The organism is Stenotrophomonas sp. 78350_Sma, assembly GCF_056482105.1.
Map to the genome: position 1 here is coordinate 1,022,974 of NZ_CM151182.1, position 23,597 is coordinate 1,046,570.

13 protein-coding genes, 1 tRNA gene and 1 other RNA gene are annotated in these 23,597 nt (G+C 66.6%); 9 read left to right on the forward strand and 6 right to left on the reverse strand.

Annotated features, from left to right (window positions below):
* The first annotated feature begins 7 nt into the window (after nucleotides 1-7).
* A complete protein-coding gene (rnhA, locus tag ACZK4H_RS04660; RefSeq protein ID WP_032129326.1) occupies nucleotides 8-460 on the forward strand; it encodes a ribonuclease HI in 453 nt (150 codons plus the stop codon).
* A gap of 4 nt (nucleotides 461-464) precedes the next feature.
* Nucleotides 465-1,196: a DNA polymerase III subunit epsilon gene (gene dnaQ / locus ACZK4H_RS04665; protein WP_099551252.1), complete on the forward strand. Its 732-nt coding sequence runs from the start codon at nucleotides 465-467 to the stop codon at nucleotides 1,194-1,196.
* A gap of 69 nt (nucleotides 1,197-1,265) precedes the next feature.
* On the opposite strand, the gene ACZK4H_RS04670 is transcribed toward dnaQ, so the two are convergent.
* The gene (locus ACZK4H_RS04670) at nucleotides 1,266-1,970 is read right to left on the reverse strand and encodes a PP2C family protein-serine/threonine phosphatase (RefSeq protein WP_005408277.1); all 705 of its coding nucleotides are present in this window, start codon (nucleotides 1,968-1,970) and stop codon (nucleotides 1,266-1,268) included.
* Nucleotides 1,971-2,135: 165 nt separating this feature from the next.
* Here ACZK4H_RS04670 and ACZK4H_RS04675 point away from each other — a divergent pair.
* Nucleotides 2,136-2,226 (forward strand) — tRNA-Ser (locus tag ACZK4H_RS04675).
* A gap of 624 nt (nucleotides 2,227-2,850) precedes the next feature.
* Here ACZK4H_RS04675 and ACZK4H_RS04680 read toward each other — a convergent pair.
* The gene (locus ACZK4H_RS04680; RefSeq protein WP_099604547.1) at nucleotides 2,851-5,865 is read right to left on the reverse strand and encodes an autotransporter outer membrane beta-barrel domain-containing protein; all 3,015 of its coding nucleotides are present in this window, start codon (nucleotides 5,863-5,865) and stop codon (nucleotides 2,851-2,853) included.
* A gap of 252 nt (nucleotides 5,866-6,117) precedes the next feature.
* On the opposite strand from ACZK4H_RS04680, the gene ACZK4H_RS04685 reads away from it, so the two are divergent.
* Nucleotides 6,118-6,522, forward strand: a complete 405-nt coding sequence (locus ACZK4H_RS04685) for a DUF6165 family protein (RefSeq protein WP_049430220.1) — start codon at nucleotides 6,118-6,120, stop codon at nucleotides 6,520-6,522.
* A 46-nt stretch (nucleotides 6,523-6,568) separates the two neighbouring features.
* On the opposite strand, the gene ACZK4H_RS04690 is transcribed toward ACZK4H_RS04685, so the two are convergent.
* Entirely contained in the window at nucleotides 6,569-7,615 is a 1,047-nt protein-coding gene (locus ACZK4H_RS04690; RefSeq protein WP_099553810.1) for a glycosyltransferase family 9 protein, read from the reverse strand.
* Between the two features lie 20 nt (nucleotides 7,616-7,635).
* Between ACZK4H_RS04690 and ACZK4H_RS04695 the strand changes: the two genes are divergently transcribed.
* The 3 genes from ACZK4H_RS04695 to ACZK4H_RS04705 are packed head-to-tail and all read left to right on the forward strand — an operon-like array spanning nucleotide 7,636 to nucleotide 9,538.
* Nucleotides 7,636-8,385, forward strand: coding sequence for a 3-deoxy-D-manno-octulosonic acid kinase (locus ACZK4H_RS04695; RefSeq protein WP_012479275.1), 750 nt, complete (start codon nucleotides 7,636-7,638; stop codon nucleotides 8,383-8,385).
* Nucleotides 8,385-9,152, forward strand: a complete 768-nt coding sequence (locus tag ACZK4H_RS04700) for an MBL fold metallo-hydrolase (protein WP_099553812.1) — start codon at nucleotides 8,385-8,387, stop codon at nucleotides 9,150-9,152. The genes ACZK4H_RS04695 and ACZK4H_RS04700 overlap by 1 nt, the downstream gene beginning before the upstream one ends.
* Nucleotides 9,149-9,538, forward strand: a complete 390-nt coding sequence (locus ACZK4H_RS04705; protein WP_099553814.1) for a nuclear transport factor 2 family protein — start codon at nucleotides 9,149-9,151, stop codon at nucleotides 9,536-9,538. Before ACZK4H_RS04700 ends, ACZK4H_RS04705 begins: the two co-directional genes overlap by 4 nt.
* 119 nt (nucleotides 9,539-9,657) lie before the next feature.
* On the opposite strand, the gene ffs is transcribed toward ACZK4H_RS04705, so the two are convergent.
* Nucleotides 9,658-9,754, reverse strand: an RNA gene (gene ffs / locus ACZK4H_RS04710) — signal recognition particle sRNA small type.
* Between the two features lie 300 nt (nucleotides 9,755-10,054).
* On the opposite strand from ffs, the gene ACZK4H_RS04715 reads away from it, so the two are divergent.
* Both ACZK4H_RS04715 and ACZK4H_RS04720 read left to right on the forward strand, forming a co-directional pair.
* Complete coding sequence (locus tag ACZK4H_RS04715; protein ID WP_099553816.1) at nucleotides 10,055-10,372, forward strand: DMT family transporter; 318 nt, start codon at nucleotides 10,055-10,057, stop codon at nucleotides 10,370-10,372.
* A 359-nt stretch (nucleotides 10,373-10,731) separates the two neighbouring features.
* Nucleotides 10,732-21,621 carry an autotransporter-associated beta strand repeat-containing protein gene (locus ACZK4H_RS04720; RefSeq protein ID WP_099553818.1) on the forward strand — a complete coding sequence of 3,630 codons (10,890 nt, stop codon included), beginning with the start codon at nucleotides 10,732-10,734 and terminating at the stop codon, nucleotides 21,619-21,621.
* Nucleotides 21,622-21,678: 57 nt separating this feature from the next.
* Here ACZK4H_RS04720 and ACZK4H_RS04725 read toward each other — a convergent pair whose 3' ends face one another.
* Together ACZK4H_RS04725 and ACZK4H_RS04730 are read right to left on the reverse strand one after the other, a co-directional pair.
* Nucleotides 21,679-22,122: a GNAT family N-acetyltransferase gene (locus ACZK4H_RS04725; protein WP_099553820.1), complete on the reverse strand. Its 444-nt coding sequence runs from the start codon at nucleotides 22,120-22,122 to the stop codon at nucleotides 21,679-21,681.
* A gap of 75 nt (nucleotides 22,123-22,197) precedes the next feature.
* On the reverse strand, nucleotides 22,198-23,307 hold the full coding sequence (locus ACZK4H_RS04730) for a DUF3667 domain-containing protein (protein WP_099553822.1): 1,110 nt from the start codon (nucleotides 23,305-23,307) through the stop codon (nucleotides 22,198-22,200).
* Nucleotides 23,308-23,597 lie beyond the last annotated feature (290 nt).

A 23,597-nucleotide genomic window follows, 5' to 3' on the forward strand; every position in this document is an offset into this window, starting at 1 on the left:
AGCTGTATTGAAAACCATCGAAATCCACACCGACGGATCCTGCCTCGGCAATCCCGGCCCCGGCGGCTGGGCTGCACTGCTGCGCTACAAGGGCCACGAGCGCGAACTGAGTGGTGGCGAGGCGCACACCACCAACAACCGGATGGAGCTGATGGCGGCCATTTCCGGGCTGGAGTCGCTGACCGAGCCGTGCAACATCGTGCTCTACACCGACTCGCAGTACGTGCGGCAGGGCCTGACCCAGTGGATGCCGGGCTGGATCCGCAAGAACTGGAAGACCGCCGGTGGCGACCCGGTGAAGAACCGCGAGCTGTGGGAGCGCCTGCAGGCGGCCACGCTGCGGCATCAGATCGACTGGCGGTGGGTGAAGGGCCACTCCGGCGATCCGGACAATGAGCGGGTGGATACCCTGGCGCGCAACGCGGCGATCCAGATCCGCGACGCCAGCCCGGTAAACTGAGCCCATGCGTCAGATCATCCTCGATACCGAAACCACCGGCCTGGAGTGGAAGAAGGGCAACCGCATTGTCGAAATCGGCTGCGTGGAGCTGTTCAAGCGCCGCCCGACCGGCAACAACTATCACCAGTACATCAAGCCGGACTGCGAGTTCGAACAGGGCGCGCAGGAAGTCACCGGCCTGACCCTGGAGTTCCTCGATGACAAGCCGGACTTCGCGCAGATCGCCGATGAGTTCCTGGCCTTCATCGATGGCGCCGAGCTGATCATCCACAACGCGGCGTTCGACCTGGGCTTCCTCGACAACGAGCTGTCGCTGCTGGGGCCGCAGTACGGCAAGATCACCGATCGCTGCACGGTGATCGATACCCTGGTGATGGCGCGCGAGCGCTTCCCGGGCCAGCGCAATTCGCTGGATGCGCTGTGCAAGCGGCTGGGCGTGGACAACTCGCACCGTGCGCTGCACGGTGGCCTGCTCGATGCGCAGATCCTGGGCGATGTCTACATCGCGCTGACCTCGGGCCAGGAAGAGATCGGCTTCGGTCTGGGCGATGAAGATGGCGGCGGTGCCGGCGCGGCATTGCAGGCTTTCGATACCAGCAAACTGCTGCCGCGTCCGCGCGTGGTGGCTACGCCGTCGGAACTGGAAGCGCACACCGCGCGCCTGGAGCGACTGCGCAAGAAGGCCGGCCACGCACTGTGGGATGGCCCGAAGGTGGAAGAGCCCGCCAGCGCGTAATGCCTGGAATGAGGTAGAGCCGGCCGCTGGCCGGCAGCGCCGTATCCACGCGTGGCGTGGATCTACCGGTCAGTGGCAGCGCACCAGGATCACGCTGATGTTGTCACGGCCACCGCCGTCGAGTGCGGCGGCGACCAGCGTATCCACGCATTCCTGCGCGCTGGCATCTTCGAATGCCAGGGTGCGGGCGATGCCGCGGTCATCCACTTCCTCGGTGAGACCGTCACTGCACAGCAGCAGCTGCATGCCGGGGCGCAGCTCGCCGCTGGTCGTGGCCACGTTCAGGTGTGCCGGATCCGTCACGCCCAGTGCCTGGGTAACCACGTTGCGGTGCGGATGCGCGCGGGCCTGCTCAGCGGTCAGGTTGCCCTGTGCGACCAGTTCCTGCACCACGCTGTGGTCCTGGCTGAGCTGCGCCAGCTGGCCGTCGCGCCACAGGTAAGCGCGGCTGTCGCCGACCCAGGCTACTTCATAGCGGTTGCCCTGCACGCGCGCGGCCACCACGGTGGTGCCCATCGGCAACGTGTCGTTGCGCCGGCGCGAGGCGCGGATGATCTCTTCGTCGGCGGTGCGGATGGCCTGTGCCAGCGGTGCGCCGCGGCGGATCTCGCGCACGATGGTTTCGCGTGCCAGTGCGCTGGCCACTTCGCCGCACGCATGCCCGCCCATGCCGTCGGCCACCAGCCACAGGGCCAGCTCGCTGTCACCGTAGTAGGTGTCCTCGTTGAGCTCGCGGCGCATGCCGGGGTGGGTCAGGTGTCCGAATTCGATCATGGTGGGCAGGGCGGAGTATTGCCGGGGGAGACAGGCATCATCGGGTGGGCGCAGGCATCCGGCAAGGCATGCGCCCAGGAAATTTTCACTTCGTTGGCCGGAATCACTTGTCGTCGGCCTCACTTCCTCGTATGATGCGCGTCCCCGGTCCGCCGGGGACCACCCGGAGAGGTGGCAGAGTGGTTGAATGTACCTGACTCGAAATCAGGCAGGCGTTTATAGCGCCTCGGGGGTTCGAATCCCCCCCTCTCCGCCAGATAAAGAAGAAAGCCGCCCACTGGGCGGCTTTTTTCTTGGCCAACGTTCGGGAGATGCAGGCGGTTGTTGTAGTGATCGACACCTCTGATGCGGGGGGATGAGAACCCCCGACGGGGTTCGACGGTTCTGCAGGAGCAGAACCGGACAGCCGTAGGCTGGCCCTGGAGCGCGTAGCGCGGAAGGGTCGGGTGCATGGATGCACCCGACAATCCCCCCTCTCCGCCAGATAAAAAAAAGGGCTGCCGAAAGGCAGCCCTTTTTTTTTATCTGGCGCGGGACGCAACGCGCGTTTCGCGCGTCGCCCCACACGTTGCCGTGCAACGCGTGGGCCCCTCCCTTTGCCTGCCTCTCCCCGCCCCTGTCGGGGCAGCCCCTCAACAGAGGGGCTTGTTGCTCCAGATCGTTCCGTGCGTGGTGGCTGCTGCATTGATGAGTTCCTTGTCTCTGCAGGAGCAGTGGAGGGCTGCCGAAAGGCAGCCCGATTTCTTTTATCTGGCGCGGGATGCGCCGCGCGTAGCGCGCGTCGCCCGAGACGTTGCCGCTGGGCGCATCCACGCATGGCGTGCGAGGGAAGGCCATTCGCACAGGGTGGGAATCCATGCCCTGTGCGAATGGCGTGTGCTCAGAACGTGTAGCCCAGCCCCAGCTGTATGCCGTTCTGGGTCTGGCCGTCGCGCCGCTCGCCCACGTAATCAACCATCACCGACAGGCGCTTGCTGGCACGGCTGGTCACGCCCAGGTTCCAGGCGAGGACCTGTTCGCCGACGGTCTGGCTGCTGGCACTGAACAGCAGGTCCGGGGCGGCGGCGAAGCCGTTGCTGTAGCGGGCCTGGGTATCGCCAAGCTCCTTCTGCCAGACCACGCGGGCACGCGGGGTGATGCGCTCGCCGTTGTTGCCGTCGAAGGTCTTGAACAACTGCAGGCCAGCGCCCACGCGGATGCTCTCCAGGCTGCCACTGCGGCCGACCAGTGCGGCTGCGTCCCGGCCTTCGTTGAAGTGCGTGGCCGAGGTGCGCGTGTAGTCGATCACCGGCAGCAGCGGCTGGATCACCACGCCGTTGCTGGTGGTGAACGAGAACGCATGCTCCACGCGCGCGGAAATCGCGTCGTTGCTGTACTTCGCACGCAGCGGTGCCTGCAGGCCCTCGATACCCTCGATGCTGCGACGGGTGTCGTGGCGAAGATCGGTGTAGCGGACGGCGGCGGACAGGTAGCCGCGCGAATAGAGCGCGTCCACGTAGCCGCCGATATCCAGCGCGCGGACATCGCCGCTGAATCCTGCACCTTCGCTGGACCGGGTCGACATGTCGGCCGCGGCAAGGCTCACGCCCAGTGTCACACGGTCGTCTGCCAGGCGGGTATCGGCACCAAGTACGATGCCGCCGATGGTGTGGCTCAGGCCGGCGACGCCGGCATCCCCCTCGATACGGCCGTGGCTGCCGAAGCCCCGCGCCCAGAAGCTGCGGTTGCGTCCGGCGTCGCCCGCATCACTGCCCGCATCCGCCGGTGCGACCAGGTGCATCGCCAGCTGGTTGAACAGGCGATTGCCGGTCATCGCAGATTGTGCCGAGGCCGTCTGTGCGGCCTGTGCAGCCAGGCCGTCCGCATCACCACCGCTGCGCGATGCTGCCTGGTGCTGCTGCACGACGTTGCCGATGCTGCCGACCAGTGCGGAATCGGCCAGGCGCAGGCTGGCATGCCCGTCGCCACGCAATGCTCCCGCCTGGCGCGCGATGTCATCGCGGTCAGCGAACTGCAGGGCGCCCAGCAGTCCACTCATCGAGGAAGTGCGCTGCGCAGCTGCCTGTTGCAGTGCGATGCCCAGGCCGTCGCCGGACGCGGCATTGCCGAACAAGTGTGTGTCGTCGAAGGAAGGATTGGCGGTCAGCCACAGGCCACTGCCGGTCTGGTTGACGGTGAAGCTGAGCAGTGAATTGTGGCGAGGGCGGAACACCGCGCCGGGAGCGGTGAGATCCACCGCGCTGCCGGCCTCGCCACTGCGCTCGACGTACTGGAAGCGCCCTTCGATGAAGTCCGACACCGGCGCTGCGCGGGTCAGGGTATCGGGCGTAGCGGTGCGGCACCACAAGCCGGCGTACTCACCGTTCGACGGGCCGCAGGGGGCGACGGGCAGCTGCAGGGCGCTGGAATCCACCTGGGTTCCGACCAGATGGTTCTGCTGGCCTGCCGGGAAGAACGCCTGCTTGACGTCCAGCGTTAGCCTGGCGCTGGGGGCAATGCTCAGCACGGCGCGGTTGATGTTGCCGTACAGGTTGTAGTCACCGGACCGCCGGTCCTCTTCGACGAGGAAGTAGCGGGCTTCTTCCAGCGTCAGTGCCGGTGCGGTGCGCTGGCTGTCGACCTGGAAGGCCAGGTTCGCGCCGTCCTTGAGGTTGATGTAGCGCCCCTTGCCGATCCGGAAGCGTTCGCTGGTGAACACGTCGTCGCCACCCGGCGCGAGTGCTTCCAGCGAGTAGGGGCGCATGACGATGCCGGAGGGCGCGAGCGTTCCGCCCTCGTTGATGTCGATCGTGGCATTCAATGAACCGTGTCCGGTCAGCACGCCGCCGCGTTCGACCACGGTCAGGCTGCGCAGTGCGCCCTGCTGCAGCTCGATGCGCCCGCCATTGCGGGCGCCGATGGCTTCGGCGTGGTGGATCCAGCCATTCTGCTGCAGGCGCAGGGTGCCGCCATCGGCCACCACATACTGGGCGGCGGAGGCGGTATCCAGTGACCAGACACCGCCCCTGCCGATGCGGATCACACCGAAGGCGTCGTCCAGCCGGATGTCCGGGGCCGATTGCTGGAAGTAGCGCAGGTTGGCCAGCGCGTTGGTGTAGCGCCCGCGCACGGCCAGGTTCGGATTGAGGTCTCCGCTCACTTCCTTGTCGATGGAAAGCACGTCGCCAGGCTGGACGTAACCGGCTTCGGTAACGACGCGATCACTGTAGAAGGTGACACCGGGATACGCGGTGCAGTTGCCTGCCGCGCTCTGGTCGCGGGTCGGGCAGAAGCGCGTGGCCACGGCCGCCACGTTCGGGTCGAAGTAGCGCAGGAAGCCCGACTGCTGGGTCAGTTCATAGTGCGCCTGGACGATGCGCGCTTCGATGACCGCGAAGTCGGTCGGGCCGAACATGTCCCGGTAGTACTTGATGTACTTGTCCTGCCCCGGGTACGGGGTAGGGCCGTTCGGACCGGATTCGCCATGGATGCCCAGCACCGTCTCCGTGTAGCTCCCGTGCGCCGGCAGCAGGCCGAACTGCGTCACCTTGCGCTTCACGCCGGCAACGAAGGCGTCGGCGCAGGCCGAGTAGCAGCCGCCGTCCAGTACGGTATCCAGCCCATGCTGGCGGATGATGGCGCCCATGCCCACGCCACCGGAGGCGGCCCCGCCCGGCGAGTTGCGGAACACCACCTGGCGCAGCGGCGTACCACGGGCCTGCGCGGCCAGGATGTAGGCCTCCAGCGTCTGCGGATCGGTCGCCAGCACGTTGCCGGTGTAGTAGAGCGTGTCTCCATTCACATGGAAGGCACTGGCATGGGCCTGCGGCGCGGCAGCGATGCCGAGAAGTGCTGCAACAAGGGCACTGCCGAGGACGGTGGCGCGACGGGCGGGGAGGGCGGGATATCGATGCATGCGGAGTTCCACGGAAAGGAGTGAAGTGCGGTTGCCGCCCTCTTTTGCTGCATCTGGTCAGGGCGGGTCGCGCGCGCTCGGCCGTTGGACTGGCCGGGCGTGGAGGGCGGCAGGCCGCCTCTCCAGACCGCTAACGCAGGTGCGGGGGTTTCTCCCCCAGTCGCCGTTCTCGCGGGAAAATGCAGGTGCAGGGGCGGAGCGTTCGCACCGCGCGGGTTACCATGTGTGCATCACTTGCTGGAGCCTTCCCCCATGAGCGCTGAAATCCTCGTCCCCGTGTCCTTCGGCGAGCTGCTGGACAAGATCTCGATTCTGCAGATCAAGTCCGAGCGCATCAGCGACGAGGGCAAGCTGGCCAACGTGCGCAGGGAGCTGTCGGCGCTGGAGCAGACCTGGATGGCGCACCCGGCGGCGGTGAAGGACATCGCCAAGCTGCGTGCCGAGCTGAAGGCGGTCAACGAGCAGCTGTGGGACATCGAGGACGACATCCGCCTGAAGGAAAAGGCGCAGGCGTTCGACCAGGGCTTCGTCGACCTGGCGCGCAGCGTCTACCTGCGCAACGATGAGCGTGCGCGCATCAAGAAGGCGATCAACCTGGCGCTGGGCTCGGCGTACGTGGAAGAGAAGTCCTACCAGGATTACGCGCAGCGTGGGTGAGGTGGACCCGCCGGGCGTGGCCCGGCGCTATCGATGATCCATCCGCTCAGGTGAGGTGGTCCGCCACGTAACGTTCGAATGCGGCGATGCCGTCTTCAACGGTGATCAGTTCCATCACATCGTCGAACTCGATCTTGGTGCCCCATTTCAGATCGGCGGCCTGCTTGGCCAGGTACTTGCGCGCGGCATCGTCGTAGCGGTCCACGCAGTAGCGGCGGTCCGAGTACGGGCCGCTGCGGTTCGGGTTGCTGGCCGCATGCAGGCCCAGCACCTTGGCGCCCATCGCGTTGGCGATGTGCATCGGGCCCGAGTCCGGGGTCATCACCAGGTTGGCGCGGGCAAGCAGGGCAGGCAGCTGCTTCAAGGTGTCCTTGCCGACCAGGTCCAGTGCCGGCGTGTGCAGTTGTGCCTGGATGGCATCGGCCATGCTGCGCTCCAGCTCGCTGCGGCCACCGCACAGCACCACCTGCCAACCGCGCTGTGCGGCGTGGTTGGCCACGGCTGCATAGCGGTCTGCATACCAGTTGCGGCGCACGTGGCTGGAGCAGGGCGAGATCATCAGCACAGGGCGGCCATCGTCCTGCCATTGCGCGGCGGCCCACTCAAAGGCGGACGGCGGTACGGCCAGGTCCCAGCTGACCTCGGTCTGGCGCAGACCCAGCGGCTCGCAGAAGCTGCCGATGGCATCCAGCACATGGATGCCGGGACGGTCGGGAATGCGCTCGTTGATGAAGAGCCCGTGCAGGTCCTTGGAGCGGCTGCGGTCGTAGCCGATGCGGCGCTCGGCGGGAATGAACGCCGACAGCAGGTTGGCACGGAACGCCACCTGCATCTGCAGCAGCGCTTCAAAACGCCCCGGTGGCAGCTGTTTGCGCAGCTCCTTGACCCCTGCCATGCCGCTCTTCTTGTCGTAGGCGTGGAAGGTGACGCCGGGCAGGCCGTCAAGCAGTTTGTGGCCGACCTTGTCGACGATCCAGTGGATCGGCGTGTCCGGACGCGCAGCCTGCAGGGTGCGCACCAGGGGCACCACGTGGGTGACATCGCCGAGTGCGGACAGGCGCAGGAGGCACAAGGAGGAGGACGCTGATGCCATGTGTTGTTAGACTCATTGAAATGGTCGCATTCGACGCCAATGAAGCGCTGACGCCATGCCGCGAGGGTCGCGGCATCGGGGCCATTCTGTTCGACCGCGAGCGGCTGCGGCAAGCCGAGGTTGGTCTGTTCTCGCCCCAGCACTGGGGCAGCAAGGCCCGGCCGGTCGGCGAGGGCGGTCGCGGCAGCGCCTGGTTCATCGATGCGCCGTTCGGCGCCAGCGTGCTGCGCCACTACCTGCGCGGCGGTCTGGCAGCGAAGATCAGCCATGACCAGTACCTCTGGCGCGGGTCGGACCGGACCCGGAGCTTTGCCGAATTCCGCCTGATGCGCGCCCTGCGCGAAAAGAAGCTGCCGGTGCCCCGGCCGATCGCCGCGTACTACATGCGCGAGGGCCTGCGTTACCGCGCCGCGATCCTGATGGAGCGGATCGAGGGCGTACGCTCGCTGGCCGACCGTGCGCTGGTCGCCGGCCGGGGCGCGCCCTGGGAGGAGACCGGGCGGCTGATCGCCCGCTTCCACCGTGCCGGCCTGGACCATGCCGACCTCAACGCGCACAACATCCTGTTCGATGGCAACGGCCATGGCTGGCTGATCGACTTCGACCGCGGGGTGATCCGCATTCCGGCCACCGCCTGGCGCGAACGCAACCTCAAGCGCCTGCTGCGCTCGCTGATCAAGCTGCGCGGCGAGCGCAGCGTGGAAGACGTGCAGAAGGACTACGCGCGCCTGCGCCGCGCCTATGACATGGCCTGGAACCGGGGCACCTGATGGACTGGTCGTTGCGTTTCCTCGGCGTCGGCAACGCGTCGGCGGTCGAGCTGGGGTCGCCGATGTCGGTGATCGAGCGGGACGGGCGTCCGTGGCTGACCATCGACTGTGGCGGCGAAGGCCTGACCGCGTTCAAGGCCCACTACGGGCACATGCCGCAGGCCCTGTTCGTCACCCATGTGCACCTGGATCACGTGGCCGGTTTCGAGCGGCTGTTCGTGGATACCTTCTTCAGCACGCACCGCCGCGGCAAGGTGCGCCTGTACGTGCCGGCCACGGTGGTACCGCTGCTGCACAAGCGCATCGGCGACTACCCGAACGTGCTGGCCGAGGGCGGTGCGAACTTCTGGGATGCCTTCCAGCTGATCGTGGTGGGCGAGGCGTTCTGGCATGAGGGCGTGCGCCTGGAAGTGTTTCCGGTGCGCCATCACTGGCCGGAGACCGCCTATGGCCTGCGCCTGCAGGGCGCGCTGACCTGGAGCGGCGATACCCGGCCGATTCCGGAGATGCTGGCACGCTATGCCAACGACAACGAACTGATCGCCCACGACTGCGGCCTGCACGGCAACCCGTCGCATACCGGCGTGGACGACCTGGAGCGTGAGTACAGCGCCGAGCTGCAGTCGCGGATGATGCTCTACCACTACGCCAGCGTGGCTGACGGTGCGGCGCTGGCCGCGCGCGGCCACCGCGTGGCGCAACCGGGGCAGTGCGTGCCGCTGGCTTTCCCGACCGCACCGAACGTGCTGGCACAGGATCCGCCGTGAACACCACTGTCCAGCCTGCTGATGCAACGCTGGCTGCAGAGCTGGAACATCTTGAGCGCGCCCTGCACACCCCGCAGGTGCGCGGCGATCGCGCGCGGCTGTCGGAACTGCTGGATGAGGATTTCAGCGAGATCGGCAGCTCCGGCCAGTGCTACGGCCGTACGGCAGCGCTGGCGGAGATCCCGCTGGAGCGGGCGCAGGTGCAGATCGAGTCGGAACAGTACGCAGTCTCGCTGCTGACGCAGGACCTGGCCCAGGTGCGTTACCGCAGCCGCCATCACCTTGATGGCCAGCCGCAGGGCTGGGTGCTGCGCAGCTCGCTGTGGCGACGGCATGCGCAGGGATGGCGGGTGGTGTTCCACCAGGGAACGCCGGAGGCGGGGTAGCGCCGGGCCATGCCCGGCGAAGAGCGCCAACCAAGGTTGGCAGCTACCAGAGCGAGGGGCGAGGGGCGCCAACCAAGGTTGGCATCTACCAGAGCGGGGCACGGCCCGAAAAGGCGGTGGCCCCGCCGGCTGACCTCGGCGCCCGCGTCGATCGATACCGTTGCTGCCTTCCGGCCCTGGCGGGGTTTTCGACCTAGCGTCGCGAGGGGCCGACGGGGCCACCATAGAGACGTTGGCCGCCCGGTGGGCGGCCAGTTCACGGATCAGGGGAAGCAGCGCGCGATGCGCCAGAGACCACAGCCGGACTGCGCATCGGCTGGCCGATGGCAGACGCGTAGTCTAGCGCAGGCAGGTGCATCGACGCCAGCTTCACGCACTGAATCGCCTGTAACCCGTTCCCGGCCACGGCGGCCGGGGCCGGCCCCCGTTGCTAGAATGCCGGCCAGGAGGAACGACCTCCCCCACATCGGGAATCAAAGACCAGGACGGCCTGGCCCTACCAAGAGGAGGGCCGTCATGGCCTGGATCTATCTGTTGTTCGCCGGCCTGCTGGAAATCGTCTGGGCCGTGTCCATGAAGCAGTCCGAAGGCTTCACCAAGCTCACCCCCACCGTGGTCACGATCATCGGCATGATCGCCAGCTTCTGGCTGCTGGCGGTGGCCATGCGCAGCCTGCCGCTGGGCACCGCCTATACGATCTGGACCGGCATCGGCGCCGTCGGCGCGTTCGTGGTTGGCATTGTGTTCCTCGGCGAGCAGGTCAACCCGATGCGCATCGGCGCAGCGGTATTGATCGTTTCCGGCCTGGTGCTGATGAAACTCTCCAGCAGCTGAATGCATTTACTTATGGCGGAGAAAGGAATCTCCGCGTTCTGCAGGTATATGCATTTTCGGCAAAATCATTTTGTCCGCCCGCTTTATTTGACGTACGTCATAAAAATAACGAGCGTGATTCACATGCCGCTGGCGCCATCGGTCGCACAGTGCCGCCATTCGTCATGCGAAACCGGGGAGTTTTCGCCTTGACGGACACGTTGGCCTGCCTGTTCCAGGTGCGGCCGCGTGAAGATGTGAAGATTTTCAGAAGTTAATGAAGCCAGGCCTTGTTCCCCTGCCGGGAGCCGGGGTGGGCCGCATTGTCTTCAAAAAAACCTGCCTGCAGTGCCATCTGGTCTTTTCATGGAGATTTACCGATGAACCGCATTTACCGTCTGGTTTTCAATCGCGCCCTCGGCGTAATGCAGGTTGCATCGGAGGTCGCCCAGAATCCCGGCGGAAGCGCGGTCTGCACGGCACGGGTGCCGCGATTGCGGGCGCACCAGCTGGCGGTCGCACTGGCGGCCACGCTGGCCAGCGGTTCGGCATTCGCAGCGTGCACAGGCACCACCACCGTCGACTGCGACGGCACCACCAACATCAACAACTACTCCAATGCGACCAACGGCCTCACGCTGAACATCGCCTCGGGTGCGTTGCTGCGTACGCCACCGATCGTAGGTGGCGGCAACGCAGCAACGCTGACCGGCGACAACGTGACAGTCAACAACAGCGGCACGATCGATCCGAGCTCGATCATCCTCGCGTCGCCCGGCCTGGTGGTCGGCAATGGTCTGGCCAACAACAGCGCGATCCTCGTCAACAACAATTCCGGCGGGCAGATCAAGGGTGTCGTCAACATCGCAACGCTGCTGGGTTTCGGTGGCCAGGCACTGGTGGCACAGAATGTCAACGGCATCACCACCATCAACAATGCCGGCCTGATCAGTACGTCGTTGATCGGCGTAGGTAGCGTTTCCGACGCGACCACGGTGGTGACCTATGGTGGCGCGGCAGCCAACGTGACCAACACAGGCACCATCGACGGGCGGGTCGGCCTGGGTGCTTCCGGCGGAAATGCGTTCCTCAATGCGGGGGCGGTCAGCGGCAGCGTTCACCTGGGTGATTCAACCGGCGGAAATACCTTCACCGCAGTGTCGGGTTCCAGCGTTGTGGCAGGCGGCGGCACCGCCATTGCCGGCGTGATTACCGGTGTCACCGGGGTGAAGGTTGCGGCTGCGGGATCGGTCGATGCCGGTACCGGCAGCGGTGCCACCAACAACACACTGGTGCTGCAGAACAGCGCTTCCGGTACGGGATCCGGCACCGGTGGAGCGGTGACAACGCTGGGTTGGAACCAGTACCTCAACTTCCGGAAGCTGACCGTCAACAGTGGTACCTGGAATCTGCAGGGCGCATGGACGGGAGCCGGGGCGACGACGCTCAATGACGGCCTGGTCAATTTCAATGATGCCGGTTCCTTCGGTACAGGGCTGTTCACCGCCAACGGCGGTGCCATCGCCTCCTCCACGGCCGGCCTGAACCTGGCCAACGCTTTCAGCCTCGGTGGCAATCTGTCTCTGTCCGGAACCAATGCGTTCGGCCTGGGGGGCGTCCTTTCAGGCGCTGGTGGGCTGACCGTCAACAACACCGGCATCGTCACTCTGGGCGGCGCAAACCTGTTCTCCGGCGGCGTCAATCTCAATGCCGGTGGCCTGCTGCTGGGCAATGCGGGTGCTCTCGGCTCCGGCACCCTCACCGTGGGTGGCACGGCGTCGCTGGACACCACCGCCGCGTTCAACCTGAGCAACAACCTGATCGTCAGCGGGGGCGGCACGCTCAACCTGCTCGGCAACAACAGTCTTGGCCTCAACGGATCGATCTCCGGCGCCGGCAACCTGGTCAAGGCCGGTCCGGGCACGCTCACCTTGAATGGTGCCAACCTGCTCACGGGCTCCTTCGCGGTCACCGGTGGTGCGCTGGCCTTGGGCGCCGGTGGCAGCCTGTCGCCTACAAGTGCGATTTCGCTGAGCGCAGGCACCAACCTCGATCTCTCGGTTGCGGCCAGCCAGACCATCGGCTCACTTGCCGGATCCGGTGCGCTCAACCTCGGCGCGCGCAGCCTCACGTTGGGCGGCCTGAACACCAACACCACCTTCTCCGGCGTCATCGGCGGTGTCGGTGGCGCGCTGGTCAAGGTCGGTACGGGTACCCAGACCCTGTCTGGTGCCAGTACCTTCACCGGTGGCGTCGCGCTCAACGGCGGCGGCCTGCTGCTGGGCAATGCAGGCGCGCTGGGCACCGGCGCGCTCAGTGTCGGCGGCAACGTGTCCCTCGATGGTACCGGGTCGCTTGCTCTCGCCAACGCGGTCAATCTGGGCGCGGGCAGCATCCTCAATCTGTCCGGGAACCAGGCGTTGACCTTCAACGGCGTCATCGGTGGTACCGGCAGCCTGGTCAAGAACGGTGCGGCCACCCTGACCCTCAACAACGCCAACACGTTTGGTGGAGGGCTGTCGCTCACCGCCGGTGGACTGGTGCTTGGCAACGGCGGTGCGCTGGGAACCGGCGCATTGAATGTCGGTGGTGCAGTGACGCTTGATGCCAGCTCGGCACTGACCGTGGGCAACGGCATCAACCTGGGACTGGGTGGTTCGCTCAATGTGCTGGGGGGCAACGCGCTGACGCTGGGTGGCGTGATCGGTGGTACCGGCAGCCTGGTCAAGAACGGCGCCTCCACGCTGACGCTGGGTGGGGCCAACGCGTTCACCGGCGGCCTGAACGTGAATGCCGGCAAGGTGGCGCTGGCCAGTGGCGGCAGCCTGGCGGCAACCGGGGCGGTGAGCCTGGCCGGGGCCGGCGCCGAACTGGATATCTCACTCGGCGGCAACCAGACCATCGGTGCGTTGTCCGGTGTGGCTGGCAGCACGCTTTCGCTGGGCAGCAGCACGCTCACCTTTGGTGATGCCACCAACCAGACGTTCGCGGGCGCGATCGGTGGTACCGGCGGCCTGGTCAAGCAAGGGACCGGCATCCAGACGCTGACCGGCGCCAATACCTTCAGCGGTGGGGTGAATCTTGCGGCCGGTGGCCTGGTGCTGGGCAACGCCGGTGCGCTGGGAAGCGGCGCACTGTCGATCAGTGGCAACGGTTCGCTGGACACCACCGCAGCGATGAACCTGGGCAATGCGATCAACCTCGGCGCAGCGCTGACACTGCCGGGCAGCCAGAACCTGACCCTGGGCGGCGACATCACCGGCACTGGCAGCCTGGTCAAGAACGGTGCGTCGACACTGACCTTGAACGGCACCAACACCTTCACGGGTGGCTTGAGTGCAAACGCTGGCGCCCTGCTGCTGGGCAACAGCGGCGCACTCGGTACGGGGACGCTGGGCATCGGCGGCAACGTCTCGCTCGATGGTGGCGCCGCGCTGAATCTGGCCAACAACGTGTCCCTGGGCGCGGGAGCCGCGCTGTCGTTGCCGGGCTCGCAGGCCATCACGTTGGGCGGGGTGCTCTCCGGTGCGGGCAGGCTGGTGAAGAACGGTGCCACCACCTTGACTCTCAATGGCGCCAACACCTTCGGCGGTGGGTTGACCGTCAACGGTGGCGGACTGGTGCTGGGCAATGCCGGTGCGCTGGGCACCGGTGCATTGTCGGTGGGCGCCAACACCACGCTGGACAGTTCGGTGGCGCTGAGCCTGGCCAACGGCGTCAATCTTGGAGCAGGGGCAGTGCTTAACCTGCTGGGCGGCCAGAATGTAGCACTGGGCGGTGTCATTGCCGGCACCGGCAGCCTGGTCAAGAACGGTGCGGCGACACTGGCGTTGAACGGGCCCAATACCTTCAGCGGGGGTGTTGGCCTCAACGCGGGCCTACTGCAGCTGGGCAATGCACAGGCACTGGGTACCGGCCAGCTGGACGTGGGCGGCAACGCGTCGCTGGATGCAGCATCGGCGCTCACCGTAAGCAACAACATCGGCCTCGCTGCCGGTGCCAATCTTTCCGTGCTGGGCAGCAATGACCTGACGCTCACCGGTCCGGTATTCGGTGCAGGCGGGTTGATCAAGGATGGCTTGGCGCAACTCACTCTGTCCGGTGCCAATCTCTTTACCGGAGGCACCACGGTCAATGCCGGTGTACTGGCGTTGGGGGCAGGTGGCAGCCTTGCCGCAGCCGGTGCGGTGAATCTTGCCGGTGCGGGAGCGACACTGGACATCTCCGCAGCCGGCGCGGCACAGACCATCGGTGCGCTGAACGGCGTGGCGGGCAGCCAGCTTGCACTGGGCGCGCAGTCGCTCACGTTCGGCGGTGCCAGCGACGGCAGCTTTGCCGGCGTGATCGGTGGCACCGGTAGCCTGGTCAAGAACGGCACGGGCGTGCAGACGCTGTCCGGTGCAAACACCTTCAGTGGTGGCCTTGCGCTCAATGCGGGTGGCCTGATTCTCGGCAACGCCAGCGCGCTGGGGACGGGGGCGCTCGGTATCGGCGGCACCACCACGCTCGACAGCACCGTGGCGCTGAACCTGGCCAATGCGGTGAACTTTGGTGCCGGTACGCAGCTGACGCTGGGCGGCAGCAACGATGTCACCCTTGGTGGCGTGGTGGCCGGCAACGGCAGCCTGATCAAGAATGGTGCGGGCCTGCTGACCCTCAACAACACCAATACCTTCGGTGGCGGCCTGACTTTGAATGGTGGCGGCCTGGTGGTCGGTGCGAATGGTGCGCTAGGTACCGGCGCGCTGGCGGTGAATGCCAGTACCGCGCTGGATGCAGGCGCGGCAGTGACGCTCGGCAATGCAATCACGCTGGGCTCGGGCGTTGCACTGACATTGCCTGGCAGCAACGCGCTGACGCTGGCGGGTGTGATCGGTGGCAACGGCAGCCTGGTCAAGAACGGCGCTACCACGCTGACGCTGTCCGGTGCCAATACCTACACCGGCGGTACCACCATCAACGCCGGCACGCTGGCGCTGGGCACGGGTGGAAGTCTCGCCGCAGCGGGTGATGTCACGCTGGGCGCGGGCGCTGGCTTCGATATCTCCGGTGCCGGCAGCAGCCAGACCATCGGTGCGCTCAACGGTGCGGGCGGCAGCACGCTGGCGCTGGGCGGAAATTCATTGACCTTCGGTACGGCCAGCAACGCCGCGTTCGACGGCGTGATCAGTGGCGGCGGCGGTCTGATCAAGGTAGGCGCGGGCGTACAGACGCTGTCCGGCGCCAACACCTTTGGCGGCGGCGTGACGCTCAACGCAGGCGGGCTGGTGCTGGGCAATGACGCGGCGCTGGGCACGGGTACCTTGACCGTCGGCGGTGCCGCCACGCTGGATACCACCGGCCTGGCAACGCTGGCCAACAACATCGCGCTCAACGCCGGGCTGACCGTGCTCGGCAGCAACGCGCTGACACTCAACGGTGTTCTTTCCGGGGCCGGCAGCCTGACCAAGAATGGCGGCGCAACGCTGACCCTGAACGGCATCAACACCTACACCGGTGGCACCAACATCAACGCCGGCACGCTGGCGCTGGGGGCCGGCGCCAGCCTGGCGGCGAGCGGCACGGTGAACCTCGCTACCGGTGCCACGCTGGATCTGTCTGCCGGCAGCGGCACGCAGGTGTTCGGCACCCTGGTCGGCAACGGTACGGTGAACCTTGGTGCCAACTCGATCGAAGTGGGCGGCGCCACCAATGGCACCTTCAGTGGCTCGATCGCAGGCACGGGTGGCCTGACCAAGGTTGGTACGGGCATCGAGACGCTGACCGGTGCCAACACCTACACCGGCGGCACCTTCATCAATGCAGGTACGCTGGCGATTGGTCCGGGCGGCAGCCTGGCAGCCACCGGCGCGGTGACGCTGAGTGCAGCAGGCACCGGCTTCGATATCTCCACCGCAGGGGCCAACCAGACCATCGGCTCGTTGAACGGCGTGGCCGGCTCGACGGTGAGCCTGGGGGCACAGACGCTGACACTCGGTGGTGTTGGCAACAGCCTCTTCGATGGCGCGATTTCCGGCACGGGTGGCCTGGTCAAGAATGGCGCCGGCATCCTCACGCTGGGCGGTGCCAATCTGTTCAGTGGTGGCGTTGCACTCAACGGCGGTGGCCTGGTGGTCGGCAACAACGCTGCGCTCGGCAGCGGTGCGTTGACGGTCGGAAGCAACGCAACACTGGATGCATCGACCGCTGCCAGCCTGGCCAACAACATCAGCCTGGCAGCGGGTGCCAATCTTGATCTGCTCGGCAGCCAGGCGCTGGCGCTGGGCGGTGTGATCTCGGGTACAGGTGGGTTGATCAAGGACGGTGCGGCCACGGTAACCCTGAGCGGTGCCAACACCTACACCGGGGGTACCACCATCAACAGCGGCACGCTGGCGATCGGTGCCGGTGGCAGCCTCGCCGCAACCGGCACGGTGAACCTGGCCGGTACCGGCACGCTCGACATCTCGGCGGGCAACCAGGCCATCGGTTCGCTGGCCGGCGTGGCCGGCAGCACGGTGGCGCTGGGCGGCAGCACGCTGACCCTGGGCGGCACCGTGGACAGCACCTTCAACGGTGCGATCAGCGGCAATGGTGGGCTGATCAAGAACGGCGCGGGCGTGCAGACGCTCACTGGGGCCAGCACCTTCAGCGGTGGCGTGGCGCTCAACGCCGGTGGCCTGGTGGTCGGCAACAACGCTGCGCTGGGCACCGGTGCGGTGACGGTCGGTGGCGCGGCTACGCTCGATTCGAACACCGCGGTGACGCTGGCCAACAACTTCATCCTCAACAACGCGTTGACCGTCCTCGGCAGCAACAATCTGACCCTCAACGGCAACCTGATTGGTACCGGCAGCCTGACCAAGGAGGGTGCGGCGACGCTGACCCTGAACGGCACCAACACCTATACCGGTGGCACCAACATCAACGCCGGTACGTTGGCACTGGGTGCTGGCGCGAGCCTGCACGCCAGTGGCATCGTCAACCTGGCCTCGGGTGCGACGTTCGATCTGTCGGCGGGCAGCGGCACGCAGCAGTTCGGTACCCTGATCGGCAACGGTACGGTGAATCTGGGCGCCAACACGCTGACGATCGGAGACGCCACCAATGGCACCTTCAGTGGTTCGGTGGCGGGCACCGGTGGCCTGGTCAAGGAAGGTTCGGGCACCCAGACGTTGACCGGCACCAATACCTTCACCGGTGGCACCACCATCAACGCTGGCACGCTGGCGATCGGCGCCGGTGGCAGCCTGGCTGCCACGGGTGCGGTGAATCTGGCCAACGCCGGTACCGCCTTTGACATCAGCGCGGGCGGCCCGCAGGCCATCGGCTCGCTGGCAGGCGTGGCCGGCAGCACCGTGGCGCTGGGTGGCAGCACGCTGACACTCAATGGCGTGGGCAACACTACGTTCGCTGGTGACATCACCGGCACCGGTGGCCTGGTGAAGAACGGCGCTGGCGTGCAGACCCTGAGCGGCAGCAATACCTTCAGCGGCGGCGTGGCACTCAATGCCGGTGGCCTGGTGCTGGGCGACAACGGTGCGCTGGGAACCGGCACGCTGACCGTGGGCGGCAACGCCAGCCTGGACGGCACCAGCGCGTTGACCCTGGCCAACACCGTGCAGCTGGCCAGCGGCACGCTGACCCTGGCCGGCGGCAACACGCTGACCTTGAACGGCCCGATCAGCGGCGCTGGCGGCCTGCTCAAGGATGGCGCAGCGACGGTCACCCTGGGCGGTGCCAGCACCTATACCGGTGCCACCACCATCAACAGCGGCACGCTGGCGGTGGCGGCCGGTGGCAGCCTGTCCGGTGCCAGCACGGTGAACCTGGCCGGCGCTGGCACGTTGGACATCAGTGCCGGTGGCAGCCAGAGCATCGGTGGCCTGGCTGGCGTAACCGGCTCCAGCGTGGTGCTGGGTGGTGCAACCCTGACCACCGGCGGCAACAACGGCAGCACCACCTTCGGCGGCGTGCTCAGTGGCACCGGCGGCCTGGTGCAGAGCGGCACCGGCACGCTGACCCTGAGCGGCGACAACGTCTATACCGGCGGCACCACCATCAATGGCGGCAGCACGCTGCAGATCGGCAACGGCGGCAGCACCGGCTCGGTGCTGGGTGACATCACCAACAACGGCAGCCTGGTCTACAACCTCGGCACCACGGCAACCGTGGGTGCTGTGGTCAGCGGCAGCGGCGGCCTGACCCAGGCCGGCAGTGGCACGCTGGTGCTGACCGGCAACAACGCCTACACCGGCGGTACCACCATCAATGCCGGTGGCACGCTGCAGGTCGGCAACGGCGGTGCGACCGGTGCGATTGTCGGTGACATCACCAACAACGGTGCGCTGGTGTCCAACGTTGCCGGCAACACCACGCTGGGCGGCACCATCAGCGGCGCTGGTGGCCTGACCCAGGCCGGCAACGGTACGCTGACCCTGACCGGCAACAACACCTATACCGGCGGCACCACCATCAATACCGGCGGCACGCTGCAGGTGGGCAATGGCGGTGCGACCGGTGCCATCACCGGCAATGTCGCCAACAACGGCAGCCTGGTGTTCAACGTCGGCGGCAACACCACGGTCGGCGGTGCGATCAGCGGCAGTGGTGGCCTGACCCAGGCCGGCGCCGGCGTGCTGACCCTGGTAGGCAACAACAGCTACACCGGCGGCACCACCATCAATGCCGGCGGCACGCTGCAGGTCGGCAACGGCGGGGCAACCGGCGCCATCGCCGGCGACATCACCAACAATGGTGCGTTGATTTCCAACGTGGCCGGCAATACTGCGCTGGGTGGCACCATCAGCGGTACGGGTGGCCTGACCCAGGCGGGCAGTGGGTCGCTGGTGCTGACCGGCACCAACACCTACACCGGCGGTACCACCATCAACGCCGGCGGTACGCTGCAGCTGGGCAATGGCGGTGCGACCGGCTCGATCGTCGGCGACATCACCAACAACGGCACGCTGGTGTCGAACGTGGCGGGCAACACCACGCTGGGGGGCACCATCAGCGGCAGCGGCGGCCTGACCCAGGCCGGCAGCGGCACACTGACCGTGACCGCCAACAACACCTACACCGGGCCGACCACGATCAACGCAGGCGGCACGCTGCAGGTGGGCAACGGCGGTGCGACCGGCGCGATCGGCGGCAACGTCACCAACAACGGCAGCCTGGTGTTCAACGTGGGTGGCAACACCACCGTCGGCGGCGCCATCAGCGGCAGCGGTGGCCTGACCCAGGCCGGCAGCGGCACGTTGATCCTGGGCGGCAACAACACCTATACCGGCGGCACCACCATCAACACCGGCGGCACGCTGCAGGTTGGCAACGGCGGCGCGAGCGGATCGATTGCCGGCAACGTCAGCAACAATGGCAGCCTGGTGTTCAACGTAGGTGGCAACACCACCGTCGGTGGCACCATCAGCGGCAGCGGTGGCCTGACCCAGGCCGGCACCGGAACGGTCACCCTGACCGGCAACAACACCTACACCGGCGGCACCACCATCAATGCGGGTGGCACGGTGCAGGTCGGCAACGGCGGGGCCAGCGGTTCGGTCACCGGCAACATCACCAACAACGGTGGCCTGGTCATCAACACCGGCGGCACCACCACGCTGGGCGGCACCATCAGCGGTGGCGGCAGCATCGTGCAGGCCGGTCCGGGAGGCCTGAACCTGGGCGGCAACAGCGGTGGCTTCAGCGGTACCGGCCAGGTCACCGGCGGCGGCCTGAATGTCACCGGCAACATCGGCGGCCAGTGGACCATCGGTAGCGGCACCACGCTGTCCGGCACCGGCACCATCGGTGGCACTGGCGGTGGCGTGACGGTATCCACCGGGGGCGTGCTGTCGCCGGGCAATGGCCCGGGCAACGGCAGCGGTGCGGGCAATGGCACCGGCACGATCACGGTGGGGGGCAACCTGACCCTGTCGCCGGGCAGCACGCTGGGCATCGATCTGGGTGCTACAGGCAGCGACACGGTGCAGGTGGGGGGAAGTGCCAGCGTAGGTGGCAGCATCGTGCAGGTGAACACCATTTCGCCGAGCACCAGCTACCAGCAGGGCCAGCAGTACACCGTGATCAACGCGGGTGGTGGCGTCAGCGGGCAGTTCGCCTCGGCAACCACGCCGTCGGCCTTCCTGACCATCACCCCGGTCTATACCGCGAACACGGCCAACCTGCAGATCGATGTGGCGCAGACCGCGGCATTCACCACGGCGGCGAAGACGCGCAACCAGTACAACACCGCTGCAGCGCTGGACAGCCTGCCGCAGAGTGGTTCGGCACTGGGCCTGTACAACACGCTGCTGATGTATGACGCGGGTACCGCGCGCGCGGCGTTCGACCAGCTGTCCGGTGAAGTACATGCGGCCAGCCGTGCGGTGCTGCTGTACGACAACTACCTGGAGGAGGGCATCCGCCAGCGCCTGGGCAGTGAGTTGCCGACCGTGCGTGGTGAGCGTGCCTCGGCCTGGCTGGCCGGTAGTGGCAAGGTGTTCCGCCAGGACGGTGACGGCAACGGCGATGACATCCGCTCCAACCGCAATGCGCTGATGGCGGGCGTGGACTGGCAGCTGGGCGAGCACGTGGTGCTGGGTGCGGCCGCAGGCAACGAGCGGCTGGATACGCGCCTGTACGATCGCAGCTCGCGGGCCCGCCTGCGCGGCAATACGTTCGGCCTGTATGCGCAGGGCCAGTGGAACAACGGCTTCGCGGTCGGTGGCAGCGTATCGCGCGGTGACTACCGCACGCGTACCACGCGTGAGGTGCCGCTGCTGGGCCAGACCCTGTACAGCCGCCAGGACTCGGATGTGACCATCGCGCAGGTGGAGGGCAGCTGGACCTGGACCCATGGCAAGACCCAACTGCAGCCGTATGTGCAGTTCACCAAGCACTGGGTCGACAGCGATCGCGCAGTGGAGCAGGGCGGCACTGCTGCACTGGAGCTGGAAGGCGGCAAGGACACGCTCAATGTCAGCACCGTGGGCGTGCGTGGACGCTGGGACGTGGGCAGCGGCGAGCGCTTCCCGGCGCAGCTGACGGTTGGCCTGGGCTGGCAGCACGCGTCGGGTGATACCGATGTGGCCAGCCGCAACCGCTTCGCCGTGGGTGGCAACGCGTTCGATGTCTACAGCACGGTGATGGCGCGTAACGCGCTGGTCAGCCAGGTCGGCGTGGCAGTTGGGCTCGGCCGCAACAGCCAGCTGTCGATGTTCGTGCAGGGCCAGCACGGCGATGGTCGCCGCGATGTCGGCGGGCAGATCAACCTGCGCGTGGGCTTCTGAGGGGAGCAGGGCCGCAATGGATCCGCGCGCTGCGTGGATCCGGGTCGGGGCGGAGGGTTACATCCTCCGCTCCATCTCCACGGCGTCGATGCCGGGGCCGTGGCCATCCGGCACCACCCGTGTCACCTGGAAGCCCAGGCCAGCGTAGAAGCCCCGGGTGTGCTGGCTGGTGCTGAGCGTGATGCGTGCAATCGAGGCATCACGTTCGGCCTGCTGCAGTCGTGCCACCGCCAGTTCACGGCCGATTCCCTGCCGGTGCAGCGCGCGCTCGACCATGCCCCAGCAGAAGCCGGCACTGCCATCGCCGCGGCGCGAGAGCCCGCCGCAGGCAATGATGCTGCCATCGCGCTCGATGACCTGGAACGCGCAGTCCGTGGCCTGCTCATGCAGGAAGCGTTCGAAATCGCTGCGCTCTTCGGGTGCGAAGTAGGTGGGTACGTTGCTGTCGAAGATCGACAGGCAGGCGCTGGCATCCGTGTGGTGGTAGAGGCGGAGTGTCATGGGTCCACGATAGACGATCGTCAGTAGATCCACGCCATGCGTGGATTCATGGGCCGGATGCCGTGCGTGCTTCGTTCAGGCCGAGATTCCCGCCAGCACCGCATACATCACCACGAAGCTGACCAGAAACAGGTAGACGCCGCCGATGGCCAGGTAGCGCAGCACGGTCAGCACCTTGTTGCCGCCGTAGACGCGCTGCTGCATCCACAGCAGGTAGACCGGGACCGCCAGCCACAGCAGTGCATACAGCCATTGGCTGACGGCGCCGAATGCGGGGGATGCGAGCGCGCTGCTGACGCCCGCGAGGAGGAAGGTTGCCAACAGCACCATCATCAGCCAGCAGTGGCTGTACAGCGCCACCACCAGGTGTTCCAGATAGCCCATCGGCCGCGGGATGTAGGCGATACGCAGCACCAGCGCGAACACCGGCATCAGGAAGAACAGGGCACCGGGCAATGCAGTCAGGATCGCCTGCATGTACAGATCGGTCTTGCCGCCCATGCGCTGGATGTTGGTGTTGCCATTGTGCAGGCGCTTGTTGAGCCAGTTGTTGGCGAACGTCGGCCAGCCGGCAACCACGACGGGATTGGTGTCCGCATCCCAGGGCTTGCCGTTGACGGTGTGGTTGAAGAAGGTGCCGTGCTCCGTCGTGGCGGCCTCCTTGCCGGCACCGGTGAGCTCGGCTTTGCGCTGCGCGGCTGCGGCATTCACTGCAGCCCTGGCCATGGCGAAGCCGGCGTTGCCGGTGGCGGGTGAGTTGGCCTGCTGGCGATCGATCGTCGCGAGCTGTTCCACGCGCGTGGCTTCGACCTGCTCGACGGTTGTGGCCCTGGTGTACGCCGAACCGCTGCTGCCGCCCATGTGGATGTCGTCGACATGCACGAACAGCTTGCCGATGAAGAACGTAAACAGGGTGAGGATGACGAACAGCCGCAGGGGCTGTACGTATCCCACGCGACGCCCCTTGAGGTAGTTCAGTGCGATGCGGCCGGGAACCCAGAGATCGCGCAGCGTGCGGAAGATGCGCCCGTCCAGGTGCCAGAAGGATTCGAACACTTCCTCGATGGCGTGGCCCACATGCTTGAGCGGGTTGTGCGCCGATTGCCCGCAGCGATGGCAGTAGTGGCCATGCAGGACGGTGTCGCAGTTCTCGCAGGCGGCGTGCGCGCTGTCGGTCGAGCTCATGGGCAATGGGCCAGGCGTCGGTTGAAGGCGCCTACGATAGCGAATTTTCAGGATTCGTTCAGTTTTGTTTGGGGGGCAGAGCGTGCGGAAGGCGACCGGAAGCATCCACGCATGGCGTGGATCTACTGATCTGTCCCCGAGAGCGCCGAAGAGGGGGATTGTCGGGTGCATCCATCGGGTGCATCCATGCACCGGATACCGGCGTGCGCTGCGCACCGGGACCCGCCTGGGGTGGTCTGTCCGTGCATATCGCGTATCTGGAGGAACAAGCCCCTCTGTTGAGGGGCGGC